This is a genomic window from Candidatus Ancaeobacter aquaticus, from assembly GCA_030765405.1.
In the GTDB taxonomy this organism is placed as follows: Bacteria; Auribacterota; Ancaeobacteria; order Ancaeobacterales; family Ancaeobacteraceae; genus Ancaeobacter; species Ancaeobacter aquaticus.
The window spans coordinates 49,068-62,744 of sequence record JAVCCP010000071.1 but is presented as its reverse complement, the minus strand read 5'-3'; the positions used below and the strand labels follow the sequence as shown (position 1 = coordinate 62,744).

The window sequence follows — 13,677 nt, the reverse complement described above, 5'->3', positions numbered from 1 at the left end:
CTTTTTGTATCGTCAAGGGGCAAAAAAGAACCAAGATAGCGAATAAATAGACATTTAGGAAAACATGAGATTAAGAGATATTCGAGGTATCGGTGAATAGGAAAACAAAAATTATCCAGGGAATAGTGACGGCAGTAGCTGTGTTTCTTGTTGTAGTTCTCCTTGATCACACATCATTTCTTCAAACGTTTGAGTTTAAAACGTATGATTGGAGATGCCGAGTTTTAAGTGATAGTGATAAGGCGGGGCGTAACATTGTACTTTTCTATATTGATCAGGCAAGTATTGATCACTATGCGAACAATGAGGGCATAAACTGGCCATGGCCGCGTGGTATGTATAAACCTGTTGTTGATTTCTGTATGCAAGGTGGCGCCGCAGCGCTTGTTTTTGATATGCTTTACACTGAAACATCATCGTTTGGTTCAGAGGATGATGAAGATTTTGCACAGTCGATAAAAGAATATGGAGCAGCTTATTTTGCGTTTTTTGGCAGTAAGAAAGAAAAGAAAAATGAGAATGACAAGAGCCTTTTTATTGATAAGGGTGCGCTTAATGTTCAGGGGATAGAAAACAGTGATCTTATTGAGTATTTTTCTTATACCCCTCCCATAAAAGAACTTTTAAAAGCCACTAAAGGTGTAGGGAATGTTGCAGGGGAACCAGACCAAGACGGTGTATTTAGAAGAGCTCCCATTGTAAGTCGTATAGATAAAAACGTTTTTCCCTTCCTTGCTTTTGCTCCCTATAAGACTCTTTTGAGTGCTGATAGCCTTAGGTATCGTGATGAGGTGCTCTCCGTTGGGGATCGAAATATCCCCGTTGATCGACAAGGGAGAATGATAATTCGATATTATGGCTCTGCTGGATGTTACAAAGCATTCTCCATAGGTGATATTATCCAATCTGCTGTGAGGATTCAGTCTGGGCTCAAACCTATTTATGAATCCTCGATTGTTAAAGATAAAATAGTATTTGTCGGGTGTAGTGCTCCCGGGCTAATGGATTTGAGAGTAACACCCTTTTCATCAATTTATCCCGGTGCTGAAGTGCATGCAACAGTGCTTGATAATATTCTGCAAAGAGATTTCATTAGAGAAATGCCGAAGGAAGTTGTCTATGCAATTTCATTACTGATTGCGCTTATCATCGGTATAATTGTCTATTCTTTACAGTCAGTGAGGGTGATATGTGTACTTATCAGTATGGTACTGGTCCTGTTTGTTTCAATAGATATGCTTCTTTTTAAGTATGGTGTATTGTTTGAGATGATGGCGCCACTTATGTGTTTTTTTATAACTGTTATGGTCTCAAGTATTATCAATTATGCAACAGAAGGTAGAAATAAACGAAAAATAAAACAAGCATTTCAGCAATATTCATCCCCAATTGTTGTAAATGAGATATTAAAATATCCTGAAAAATTAAAGTTAGGCGGTGAGCGGAAAGAACTGACAGTATTTTTTTCCGATATTGCGGGATTTACGACAATATCAGAACGCATGGAACCAGAAAAACTTGTTGATATTCTCAATGAGTATTTAAATGAAGTGGGCGACGTTATTTTGTCATATGCCGGTACCGTAGATAAATTTTTGGGTGATGCGGTTATGGCTTTGTGGGGAGCGCCGCTATCTCAAAATGATCATGCCGCGCGAGCATGTTATGCCGCACTCGATTGTCAAAAGATGCTTCTTGTGCTGAATGAATCACTAAAGCAGCGCGAACTGCCAGAGCTAAATACCCGCATAGGAATTAGTTCCGGGATTGTGCTTGTAGGGAATATGGGATCACATAAACGTTTTGATTATACTGTTATTGGAGATACAGTTAATTTAGGCGCACGTCTTGAAAGCGCGAATAAGATTTATGGTAGCAAAATAATGATTAGTCAAAGAACACGCGAGCTTGCCGGGGATACTATTGAAGCCAGAGAATTAGATCTCGTGAAGGTTAAAGGTAAAAATAAGCCCATACGTGTATATGAACTTCTTTCCAAAAAGGGCGAATTATCGCAAAGTATTTTAGATGCCCTCAAAATATATCATGAGGGGTTAGAAGCGTATCGTCAAAGGGAGTGGGACAAAGCATCAACCATATTTAAAGACGGTCTACGCTTGTCGCCACATGATAGTGTTGCTCAGTTGTATGTGCAGCGTATTGAAGACTCTAAAAAACAGCCTCCTGGTGATGATTGGGATGGCGTGAGTGTTCTTCAGTCAAAGTAGTGTTATCTTGATGTGCATGATCTTTCCTCTCGTAGGTTCTTTTTCGTTTGTTTTTATGCGAATTATGGTACACTATTTCGAGGAAAGAATAAGGAGTTGTGAAATAATAATATCCACAATTTGGCTGAGTCTATTTTTGAGCGAAACAAGGAACGAAGAGTGCCGCGTATCCCCTGCGATACGCAAACAATGAGTGACGCCGTTGCAGCCAAAAAGTGGCCAGCCCATTTGGGGAGGCTCATCTTTGACCGTCTGCTTTGTTGCTCCTCCTTGACGTACCACAGAGGGGACGTCAGCGTTGTAGCGTCTTGCATACGGTTCAAACTTGAGCCTCCAAATTGGGGGTATTATTATTTCACAACCCCTAAAGGGAGGGAGTTTGTATGAAGAAATATCTATATATTCTAATTGTGTTTATGGCAGTGTTTTTTGTTTCCGAGACGTGTTACGCTAAAACTATTACTGTAAGGCAAAAGAAAGCAAAAGTCAGGAAACTTCCAAAATTTTATGCGCCATCAATAGCAACTGTCTTACGAGGAGATTGGTTGGATGAAATGGGGAAACAAAATCAGTGGATAAAGGTTAAAACTTCATCCGGTGCTGTTGGATGGATCCATGCCTCATCATGTGTTTTAAAAAAGCTTAATCTGTCACATGCCGGTAAAGTCGGTACGGGAAATATTTCTGCTGATGAAGTAGCGCTTGCAGGTAAAGGATTTAATCCGTTGGTTGAAAAAAAATATAGAGAAGAAAATCCAGGGTTTAATTATGCCTTGTTAGATCAAATAGAGGCTATTGAAATAGGAGATTATGAATTAGTTGAGTTTATGCGAGAAGGAAAACTCGGCGAGTTTGGAGGTGTCTCATGCGATCAATAATGAAAAACGGTATACTTCTTTTATTTTGTGCGTTTACACTTGTATTACATGGTTGTCAGACAATGGATGGAGCCCTCCAGGCTGCAGCATCTGTTGCATCTCAAACTGGATATCTTCCATCAGGTGCAGGGAGCGCAATAGCCAATACGGGATCAGCTTTTTTTAAAGCAGCGGAAGGCATAACCGAGGAACAAGAATACTATTTAGGGCGCGCTATTGCGGTTAATTTATTCGATAAATATGGCAACTATGATAATCCTGAATTGTTGCATTATGTTAATAAGGTAGGAAATACGGTGCTCTATGCCTCTGGTACGCCGGGGACATACGGTGGATACCATTTTATAGTACTTGATTCGGATGAGGTTAATGCTATGGCCACACCGGGAGGATATGTCTTTATTACGAAAGGTACATTAAAGCTGGTACAAAATGAAGATGAACTAGCAAATATCCTTGCCCATGAAATAGCACATGTTAAATTAAAACATGGTGTAGGAACAATTAAAAGCTCACGTCTTTCCAATCTTGCGGCAATTACTGCATCTGAAGCAGGAAACTATGCTCTTAATCAATATACGGATGTCAATGTCGGAAGTCTTAAAGATGTCATGCAAGGTGCGGTAACAGATATAACCAACGATCTTGTCACAAAAGGATATAGTAGAAGCAAGGAATATGAAGCTGATGCGATGGCTATTGAAATTGTTACCAAAGCTGGGTATAACCCGTCTGGTCTTCGTACTTTTCTTGTTAATATGGATGCGATGAATGAAGGCAATGAAACCGGTGGCTGGTTTAAAACACATCCTAAAGCTAAAGATCGTATCAATAGAATAGATAAAAAATTAGCCGGTAAAAGTATTTCTAATCCCGTATATTCAATACGCACTGAACGTTTTGTGCGTGAAAAAGAAAAAATGAATTAATTTCTTAATATACTGAGAGGCGATCTTTAGCACGATGCTTGAGGTTACCTCTCAAATGCTTATTCGTAGTGCATGTGTGTGTAGTATATCTTTAAAGTAAACCTCTTACCCCGGACATCTCATTGAGAGAATAATAAGTGTGGAGAGGCTTTTATGTTGTACATTATAATTTTAACAATTGTTGGATACATTCTCTTTTTTCTGGGCAATGGCTCATTTCCATTAATCGGTGATAGTGAAGGAAACTACGCTGAGTTAGCACGTGAAATGATGGAAATGAAAGATTTTATTGTTCCCCATTTGAATTATGTTCCTTATCTTGAAAAACCACCTTTTTTTTACTGGCTTACCGCATTAACCTATAAAGTCATGGGGTGTAATGAAGCAGCAGCACGTTTATGGGCTGCTATTCCCGCACTAGGACTGGTTATAATTACTTATGGCGCAGGTGCGCGACTCAAAAACCGTTTATATGGGTTCATGTCTGCACTTATCCTAGGGACAAGTTTTGGATTTATTATGATGTCCAAAATTTGTTATATGGACATGCTCTTTTCATGCTTGATTGGACTCTCTCTTCTGTTGTTTTATGTGGGAATAGAGAAGCATGCGCGCAAGTATTTTTATATGTTTTATATTGTATTGGCACTTGCTGTTCTTACAAAAGGATTCGCAGGAATAATTTTACCGGTACTTGTTATTATCGCGTATATCTGTGTTACGCGAAGATGGCGCATACTAAAGAATATATATCTACTCGAAGGGGTAATCATCTTTATTGTTGTTGCCGCACCGTGGCATGTCGCCGCCGCAATTAAGAATAAGGAATTTCTGTGGTATTATTTTATTAATGAACATGTCTATCGATACCTTGGTATACGGTATCCGATAGATTATTTTCATGGTCCTATCTATTACCATGTACTGAGATTATTCGCCATGCTTTTCCCGTGGAGTATTTTTATTCCTGCAGGCATTTACTATTATATAAAAAAGATCGGTAAAAAAGAGAACTGGCTATTTTTTGCGGTATGGTTCCTTACCATTCTTATTTTCTTTTCTCTTTCTAAAGCGAAAGCAAATTATTATATGCTCTCTGCACTTGTACCGGTTGCTTTATGTATAGGACTTGTGTGGGAGGCGGGCATTGTTGATATGGCGCGAAAAATTGAAAGACGAATAGTTGCAATAACTTTTAGTATATATATCTTAGCAGGATTTGCATGTTTGACGCTTCTACTGATCTATCCACAGATTGTGTGTGATAATCTTTCTATAGAAGTATATCCGGCATCTGTGCTTATGCTCTTTTTTATGATGTTGGGTGCGCTCCTATCAGTATTTTTGTTTTTTAGAGATAAACGAACAACTGCGTTTATCGTGTTTCTTATAGGGGTAGGTTGTGCAGGTGTTGTCTTGTCTCAAAATACGTTCTTAGTGAATGATGAGAAATCTGCGAATGAGCATGCTTACATTATTAATACGCATTATAATGATGGTGATCTCATTGTTATTAGAGGTAAGTATGAAAGAAACTCAACTGCCTCATTCTACCTCAAAAAACGCGCTTACGTTGTGTGCGAACCATGGAGAGTAGACGGTGATCTTGATTTTGGCAGTAGGTATCCAGAGCACAGGAAATATTTTGTAAACTGGAATGAATTTGAGCAGTTGTTTAACGGGCACAAAAGAGTGTTTTTTATTACAAAAGAGCCGGGTGATTTTGATATCTTGAAAAATATGTTTCCAGATAGAACACGACTCATGTATGATTCATATGGAAGATATTTGATTACGAATCAAAAGGATATATATGATCGATAAACATAAACATTTTCTTTATTTTACCGAGATGTTGGATTGCGAGGTTATTGAACAGGATACCTCTGTTATGATAGGGCGTATTGTTGATTTAGTTGCATCTACTAAGGAGCTATATCCACGGATTGTCGGCGCACTTATTATGCAAAAGAAAACGAAAAAACAGATGATTATTCCGTGGAACAAACTCGAATATGTTAAAAATCGTATGTATTTGTTGAAGGGTGAGTATCAAGATCTTCTCAAAGTGTATGAACCTTCCGAAGGTGAGTTTCTATTGAAAGATGAATATCTCGATATGCAAATAGTGGATACGTATGGAGCGAATGTTGTGCGTGTGAATGATTTTCACTTGTTGAAAGAAAAAGATATTCTTTGGGTTGTGCATGCGGATGTAGGTGCACGAGGGATTATGCGTCGATTAGGATTTGAGAAAATCGTTGATAATATTACACACTGGTTATTTGACTACACCTTGAAAGAACGTTTTATTTCATGGAAATATGTACAAAGTCTTGATGAGCCTGGAAAGCCTTCTTCTGTCCTTAAACTAAAAGTTACACAACAAAAGTTGTCAGGTTTGTGGCCTGCTGATTTAGCTGAAATTATTGAAGATCTCGGTATGAAGGAAAGGATGAATCTTTTTAGGGCGCTTGATACTGAAACCGCAGCAAATGTAATAAAAGAAGTGAGTCCGCATGTGAGAAAGACAGTTTTTGAGGCGATTGGAAAAGAAAAAGGCACGCAGATATTTAAAGAATTACCGGTAGATGATATTGCAGATATTATAGTTGAGCTTCCGGATAGGAAAGCAGAAGTCCTTTTAAGTACATTAGATAAAGAAGAAGTTGAAAAAATAAGAGAGATTGCTGCTGTCCCTAAAAATGAAGCGGGTAGTTTTATGGAGCTTGATTATATTACGTTGAGTGCTGATATGACGGTACAAGCAGCTTTAGAAAAAATACGTAAAGCTGCTCAAGAAATAGAATTAATAAATTATATTTATATAACTGATGATGATAATAGTCTTAGAGGTGTGACCACATTAAGAAGGATTATGATCAATGAGCCAGATACCAAGATCGGTGAGTTTATGCATGAGAATGTGATTCGCGTAAAGGTTGATACTAATCGAAAAGAAGTAATGCGAATGTTTGCTAAATATGATTTTGATGTGCTGCCGGTTACTGATGATGAAAATCAGCTTGAAGGGGTGATAGCATTAAAGAATTCTCTCGAAGAATTAGTTCCTCAACTTGCTAGGGAGTAAATGTGTTATGAGCGTGAGTGTAAGGCGTTTTCAGTGGTGGAAAAGAGCTGCGATATTTTTTGCAGTTATGGGTCCCGGTATAATTACGGCAAATGTCGATAATGATGCAGGTGGGATTACCACATATTCTTTGTGTGGCGCGAATTTTGGATATACTCTTTTGTGGTCACTTATCCCGATAGGGATACTCCTTATAATGGTCCAGGAAATGTGTAACCGAATGGGGGTCGTTACCGGAAAAGGATTGTCATCCCTTATACGCGAACGTTTTGGTTTAAAAATTACGTTTTATCTTATGTTAGGGCTCCTTTTTACAAATCTAGGAAATATCATTGCAGAATTTGCGGGTATTGCAGCAAGTATGGAGCTTTTCGGTATCAGTAAATATATTTCAGTTCCTATTAGTGCGGGGTTTGTGTGGTGGCTAGTCACAAAGGGAACATATAGAAGTGTAGAAAAAGCATTTCTTGTTGCGTGCTTATTTTATTTGGCGTACGTAGTAAGTGGTTTTCTTGCTAAACCTGATTGGGGTGAAGTTGCTAAGTGTACATTGATCCCGCAATTCCAATTAAAGGGCCCGTACCTTATTATGTTAGTCGGACTTATCGGAACGACTATTGCTCCTTGGATGCAGTTTTATCAACAGGCGAGTGTTGTTGAAAAAGGGATAAAGATTGAAGATTATAAATATTCTCGCTGGGACACGATCATTGGCGGAGTGGTGGTAACGGTAATTGCTTTTTTTATAATAGTGGTATGTGGCGCGACACTTTTTAAATCAGGAATTACCATCCATACCGCAAAAGATGCAGCTATGGCGCTAAAACCACTTGCGGGGGAACATTGCATGGTACTGTTTGCTATCGGCCTTTTAGTTGCGTCACTATTTGCGGCATCGATATTACCACTTGCAACATCGTTTTTTGTATGCGAGGCATTTGGCTATGAGTCAGGAGTGAACAAGACCTTCTCTGAAGCCCCGCAATTCTATATTCTTTATTCAATACTCATTATTATTGGGGGCGGGATAATATTGTTCCCCAATGCACCGCTTATACCCATCATGCTTATTTCTCAGGTCATTAATGGTGTCATGTTGCCGTTTATATTAGTCGCGATGATACTGCTGGTAAATAATGTGAAGCTTATGGGTAGTTATGTAAATTCAAAATTTTATAACTACTTTTCCTGGATTGCTGCTGCGATAATTAGCGTACTCAGTATCGTGATGATCGTATTTCTTTTTCTGTAGATGCGTTTATCGTTGAACTATGAACTATTAACGAAAATGCCGAGAGGGGGATTTGAACCCCCAAGCCCTTGCGGGCGCTAGACTCTGAATCTAGTGCGTCTACCAATTTCACCATCTCGGCAAAGTGAATTATCTGTTTACCATAACAGGTAATGGTAAACAGAGCGTTTAGCGTATAGTAAAAAAAGCAAAAATACCATACACTATGCACTCAACGTTGTTTCAGCCTCTTGTCTGAAGCCTTATAATAGTTCTGCTGCAATAGATGCTAAAGGACTACGCTCACTTTTTGTTAATGTTACCGTTCCAACTAATGATTCATCTTTTAATCGTTCGGTTGCATAAGACAAACCGTTAGAGCTCGCATCAAGATATGGATTATCAATTTGGTATGGATCACCGGTTAATATCATTTTTGTCCCATATCCAGCCCTACTAATAATTGTTTTAATCTCGTGTGGGGTCAGATTTTGAGCTTCATCAATTATAACAAATTGATTTGGAATACTTCTGCCTCGAATATATGTTAATGCCTCTGTTTCAATCTTATTGTCTTTAAATAACTGGTATATTTTAACCTTTATATCAGGTGTTTTATGACTGAGTATATATTCAAGATTGTCATGGATTGGATCCATCCAATGTCCGATCTTTTCTTCCTTTGATCCGGGAAGGTATCCAATGTCTTTTCCCAGCGGCATGATAGGTCGGGAAATGAGCATTTTCTGGAACTTACTTTCATTGATAACTTGTTGGAGCCCTACGGTAAGCGCAAGAAGAGTTTTACCGGTACCTGCCTGTCCTACGAGAGTTACCAATTTAATTTCAGGGTCAAGAAGAAGGTCAAAGGCTATACGCTGCTCAAAACTGCGCGGACGGATATTCCAAAGCTTTAAGTTGTCATTGGGGAGGACCACAAGCTTATTATTTCTATGATCGTGTTTGCAGATAACATGATCTTCTTTGCTGCTTGCGTTGTATGCAATAACATATTCGTTTGGACATAATTTTCTTCCCTCAACTGGCATTTCACCCGTAGCAAGGAGTGTGTCATAATTCTTTTTATTGAGATCCATTTGCTGCCATCCGGTATATAATTTTTCAAAATCAACTTTTTGTTTTTCAAAGTCGACAGTATAAATACCGAGGGCATCAGACTTAATGCGCGCGTTGATATCTTTTGAAACAAAAATCACTTTTTTATCTTTATTTGTCCTGTGGAGGTTGTAAGCGAGCATAAGTATTTTATTGTCTGTGATATTTTTATCAAAATCAATTTTTTCATCTGGTTGAGTCAGTGAGATTTTGAAGATCCCGCCATTTTTCATTTTTACGCCATCACTGAGGCGACCTCTTTTTCTGAGAATATCTAATTGTCGTATGGCAGCTCTTGCGTTTCTCCCGCGTTCAGAGCTCTCTTTTTTAAATTTATCTAGCTCTTCAATGACCTCAAGAGGGATAACAACCATGTTGTCTCCGAATGATTTTAATGAAGCTGCACTATGAAGAATAACATTTGTGTCTAATATAAAGATTTTTTCCATAGCACCCCCTTGTTGTTTGAGTTTTTTAAAGTTAGATAGCTCTATATGTAATTATAGCAATAAGTTTTAAAGTGTTAAAGTACATTTTATATAAAAATGTATGGTTGTAATGTAATTATGCCTAAATAATGTTGCGCATTACTGATATGGGTTTAAGCAATAAAATTAGCAATATTTATATTGCAATTTTGGGGTATATTTGTTATACTCACTCTATAAATATTTAATATGAGGTACCATATGGTTGATTTAATAGGTAAAGGTTTATATGTCTGTGATCTTGATAAAGATAAAGTGCCTGTACTCAGGCAGTATCTTGATGAGAGTGGATATATGTTTAAAAAGGTTCCCTATACCTATTTCAGCGCGCAAAGGAAAAATCTTTCCGTTACTATGTATTTAAAAGGGAAGCTTGTCATACAAGGTAAGATGGCGTCAGAATTTGTGGAATTTTATCTAGAACCTCAGCTCTTGAAGAAAATTACGATGAGCGGAGGAAAACGTATCGATGCTGATTATGGTGAGAGTAGAATTGGTGTTGATGAAAGTGGAAAAGGGGACTATTTTGGGCCGCTTGTTGTCGCGAGTGTGTTTTCTGAGGCGTCAGAGATTGTAAAATTAGAAGAGATGGGTGTTAGAGACAGTAAGAAACTTTCGGACAAAGCAGTTGATGTGCTGTATAAAAAAATTATTGAAAAATATCCCCATTCGGTTGTTGTTATTGGTCCTGAAAAGTATAACGAGCTTTATGTAAAGATGTCAAATTTAAATGTCATGCTTGCGTGGGCACATGCTCGTGCAATAGAAAATCTTGTAACAAAAGTACAATGCTCAAAAGTTATTGTTGATCAGTTCGCTGATGAAAGAATGGTGAAATCTGCACTTCTCAAGAAGGGCAGAGACATTAATTTAGAGCAAAGACATAGAGCAGAAAGCGATTTAGTGGTTGCTGCAGCATCAATAGTTGCTCGGGGAGAATTTTTGAAGCGTTTGAGAAGAATCTCCGTCGAGCTTAATTATCAGTTATTAAAAGGTGCTGGGGATAAGGTAAATGAACTGGCGCTTAAAATGTACAATGAAAAAGGAATGGATATAATGCAGAGAGCTGCAAAACTTCATTTTAAAAACACGGAAAAGGTCAAGAATCTGCGGTTTAAATCGTCTGAGACAAATCCCAAGCCCGCAACAAAGAAAAAAATGAAGAAGAAAACGTCCGAAGACGAAGTGAGTGATGAATAAGAATACCTCACACGTTATTATTACCAACCGAAAAGCTCTTCATGATTATCATATTATAGATACGTTCGAGACGGGAATTGAGTTGCGGGGGACAGAAGTAAAGTCTTTGCGCCAAAAAAAAGGTAATATGAACGACAGTTTTGCGCGGGTAATTAAAGGGGAAGTGTTCCTTTTTAACCTCCACATTAGTCCATACGATTTTGGTAATATTAACAATCACGATCCCTTGAGAACGCGTAAATTATTGCTCCATAAAAGTGAAATAATGAAGTTATCGGGAAAAGCGACGACAAAAGGATTTGCGTTAATTCCCTTGAAATTATATTTAAAAAAAGGTAAAGTGAAAGTGGCTCTCGCTATCGGACGTGGTAAAACACAGTACGACAAGCGGGAAACGATCAAAGAAAGAGATTCTCAAAGAGAAATGCAACGTGCCATAAGAAAACACAATAAGTAGCTAGTACCTGCTCTTTTACAATTATAACCCTGTTTTAGTATGGGGGTGATTCGGATTCGACTTGTGATTGCAGAGTATAATTGCATGCGGAGGGTGTCAGGTGGCCTCCTAAAAACCTGGCAAACACATAAATGCTGACAAAGGTAAAATTATACCCTTTGAGAATATTGTGCCAGCCATTAAGGCTCCATCAATTAATCTTGGGGTGTTAGCTAACGCTGCTTAATTAAGTAGCTCGTCTATGGTGATGTGCCTGTTCATTATTATAGACGCCGATTAATAGGCTAGTTTCTCATTATGCGGCGGGGTGAGAAGCGAACTTTACGCTGCTGATCTCCTTTAAGGTTTTTCTATTATCCTTTGGGAGATGAGAACTAAAGATAGAATAAGCATGTAGACGTTATATTCGAGCCGCTCAAGGACGCGGGTTCAACTCCCGCCACCTCCACCATTTTTGCTAAAGTCTAAAGTTAAAAAGAAAAATTCAAAACTAAGGATTAATATAATATTTTATTAAATTGGCTGAAGACCCCACATTAGTTTTTACTTTTCCCTTATTAGGTGTGAATTTATTTAAATAAAAGGTCTGTAGTCGGTGGTCTGATGTCTATAGTCTGACAAAAGAAGGAGTGTAGTATGCCAAAAAATAGAGCGAAACGAATTTGTAAGTCAAGCCGTAAAAAAGCTGTCAGAAAAGCACGTGCTAATAGACAAGCATGTCATGGAAAAATACCCAAAGGCGGACATTAATTTTGCGGTGTTAGTTGATCGGTAAGCGGTGAGCGCAGTTTAGTTCATCGTCTACACTCATAAAATTTATAAGTAAATTTTTCTGGGTATTGTCCTCGTAGGGGATCGTTGATGATTCATCGATAGAAAGTTTTTCGCTAGATCGATTCACTAAACGTAATATTTGTTTTTTGACTTATCCCCCCTAGATTTTATCGGACTTCGCCTCCAAAATCGTAAAGAAGGGGGGATAGTTCGACAGTCGAAAGCCACTATGTTATCACTAGTGCCCTTCGTGTCTCACTAAAGCTTACAACTTACAGCTTATAGCTGGAACGGGCATTTCCCCTCTTTCCAAAAACCATCTTTACCGAGATTGTCTTTTAGTTTGTTCCTGAATTTGGCGCATAGTGTGCATCGCGAGTCTTTTTCTTTTCCGTGTATAACCAGGGTTAATCCGGCATCATGTAAAACGATCTTTATCGATGAGTCGCTGGCATAGGAATGTTTGTGTATTGCGGTAAAGATTTTTTGTGCGAGATCTCGGTGAGCGGCCTCTCGTGAAACGAATTTAATAGTACATTCTCTTAATAAATTTTCTTTTAGGGTCGAGTCGATACTGATAGTAGAAATGGACTGCAATTCGCTTATACGGGCATTAATATCTTTTAGGTGGCGTGTGCATAACTTTTCCTCAACATCACACTTGGTATGGAAGAGGACGTGGTTAAACCATGAGCGTGCTTCATCGAGTTTGTTCTCTTTAAGTAACGTTAATGCGAGATCAAGTTCATCGGACATAGTATTCTTTCAGCGGATAGCGTTTAGCGCATAGCGTATAGTTAAAAAACAAAAACTAAACGGTGAACGCTGAACTCTGAACGATTAACGTTTTTGTCATTCCAGAATAAGGTTTGTGACGGTTTCCTTGACGCCTTTTATTTTTCTGATCTTATCAATGATGAGTCTCAGGACATCTTTATGCGTTTTCCCTTCGATAAGACAAATAATATCCTGTTCGCCAGTAGTCAGCTCAGCGCTTTTAACCCCTTTTATTTTAAGAAGAGCAGTCTTAATTTTAGATTCTTTTCCGCCTTCAACAATTATCTTGAGATATGCTTTTGCCATATATTCCTCCTTATTTTTTGTATGCCTGTATTGTAGAACGTTTTAAAACATAGTAAAAGAGTTATTTTTAAGCGTATTAGATTGATAGCATCTATATTTCTGGTCTATAGACAGATATTTTTGAGCTTGACGAGTAATTAAAGTAATAGATACTATATACAGTGCTCATGTTTATGATAAAGAATTCTTATACATATATTTA

At 38.1% G+C, this 13,677-nt stretch carries 11 protein-coding genes, 1 tRNA gene and 1 other RNA gene; 9 read left to right on the top strand and 4 right to left on the bottom strand.

From position 1 onward, the window contains the following. Nucleotides 1-92: 92 nt before the first annotated feature. The 6 genes from P9M13_09600 (at nt 93) to P9M13_09575 (ending at nt 8,378) form a co-directional block, all read left to right on the top strand. A complete protein-coding gene (locus P9M13_09600) occupies nt 93-2,228 on the top strand; it encodes an adenylate/guanylate cyclase domain-containing protein (protein MDP8263534.1) in 2,136 nt (711 codons plus the stop codon). A 383-nt stretch (nt 2,229-2,611) separates the two neighbouring features. After that, nucleotides 2,612-3,106 carry an SH3 domain-containing protein gene (locus P9M13_09595; GenBank protein ID MDP8263533.1) on the top strand — a complete coding sequence of 165 codons (495 nt, stop codon included), beginning with the start codon at nt 2,612-2,614 and terminating at the stop codon, nt 3,104-3,106. Continuing rightward, on the top strand, nt 3,094-4,035 hold the full coding sequence (locus P9M13_09590) for a M48 family metalloprotease (protein MDP8263532.1): 942 nt from the start codon (nt 3,094-3,096) through the stop codon (nt 4,033-4,035). The genes P9M13_09595 and P9M13_09590 overlap by 13 nt, the downstream gene beginning before the upstream one ends. Before the next feature lie 153 nt (nt 4,036-4,188). After that, nucleotides 4,189-5,859, top strand: a complete 1,671-nt coding sequence (locus tag P9M13_09585; GenBank protein ID MDP8263531.1) for a glycosyltransferase family 39 protein — start codon at nt 4,189-4,191, stop codon at nt 5,857-5,859. Further along, nucleotides 5,849-7,126: a CBS domain-containing protein gene (locus P9M13_09580; protein ID MDP8263530.1), complete on the top strand. Its 1,278-nt coding sequence runs from the start codon at nt 5,849-5,851 to the stop codon at nt 7,124-7,126. Before P9M13_09585 ends, P9M13_09580 begins: the two co-directional genes overlap by 11 nt. A gap of 7 nt (nt 7,127-7,133) precedes the next feature. Beyond that, a complete protein-coding gene (locus P9M13_09575; protein MDP8263529.1) occupies nt 7,134-8,378 on the top strand; it encodes an Nramp family divalent metal transporter in 1,245 nt (414 codons plus the stop codon). 37 nt (nt 8,379-8,415) lie between these two features. Here P9M13_09575 and P9M13_09570 read toward each other — a convergent pair. Both P9M13_09570 and P9M13_09565 read right to left on the bottom strand, forming a co-directional pair. Then, nucleotides 8,416-8,499: transfer RNA gene (locus P9M13_09570), tRNA-Leu, on the bottom strand. A gap of 121 nt (nt 8,500-8,620) precedes the next feature. Beyond that, complete coding sequence (locus P9M13_09565) at nt 8,621-9,922, bottom strand: PhoH family protein (GenBank protein ID MDP8263528.1); 1,302 nt, start codon at nt 9,920-9,922, stop codon at nt 8,621-8,623. A 240-nt stretch (nt 9,923-10,162) separates the two neighbouring features. On the opposite strand from P9M13_09565, the gene rnhC reads away from it, so the two are divergent. From rnhC to ssrA, 3 genes are all read left to right on the top strand, one after another. Next, nucleotides 10,163-11,161: a ribonuclease HIII gene (gene rnhC, locus P9M13_09560; protein ID MDP8263527.1), complete on the top strand. Its 999-nt coding sequence runs from the start codon at nt 10,163-10,165 to the stop codon at nt 11,159-11,161. Continuing rightward, on the top strand, nt 11,154-11,618 hold the full coding sequence (gene smpB, locus P9M13_09555; protein MDP8263526.1) for an SsrA-binding protein SmpB: 465 nt from the start codon (nt 11,154-11,156) through the stop codon (nt 11,616-11,618). Before rnhC ends, smpB begins: the two co-directional genes overlap by 8 nt. A 41-nt stretch (nt 11,619-11,659) precedes the next feature. After that, nucleotides 11,660-12,069: a transfer-messenger RNA gene (gene ssrA / locus P9M13_09550) on the top strand. A gap of 602 nt (nt 12,070-12,671) precedes the next feature. On the opposite strand, the gene P9M13_09545 is transcribed toward ssrA, so the two are convergent. Next, the gene (locus P9M13_09545) at nt 12,672-13,148 is read right to left on the bottom strand and encodes a hypothetical protein (GenBank protein ID MDP8263525.1); all 477 of its coding nucleotides are present in this window, start codon (nt 13,146-13,148) and stop codon (nt 12,672-12,674) included. Between the two features lie 96 nt (nt 13,149-13,244). Continuing rightward, nucleotides 13,245-13,475 (bottom strand): Lrp/AsnC ligand binding domain-containing protein, encoded by a 231-nt coding sequence (locus tag P9M13_09540; protein MDP8263524.1) that lies wholly within the window; start codon nt 13,473-13,475, stop codon nt 13,245-13,247. Nucleotides 13,476-13,677 lie beyond the last annotated feature (202 nt).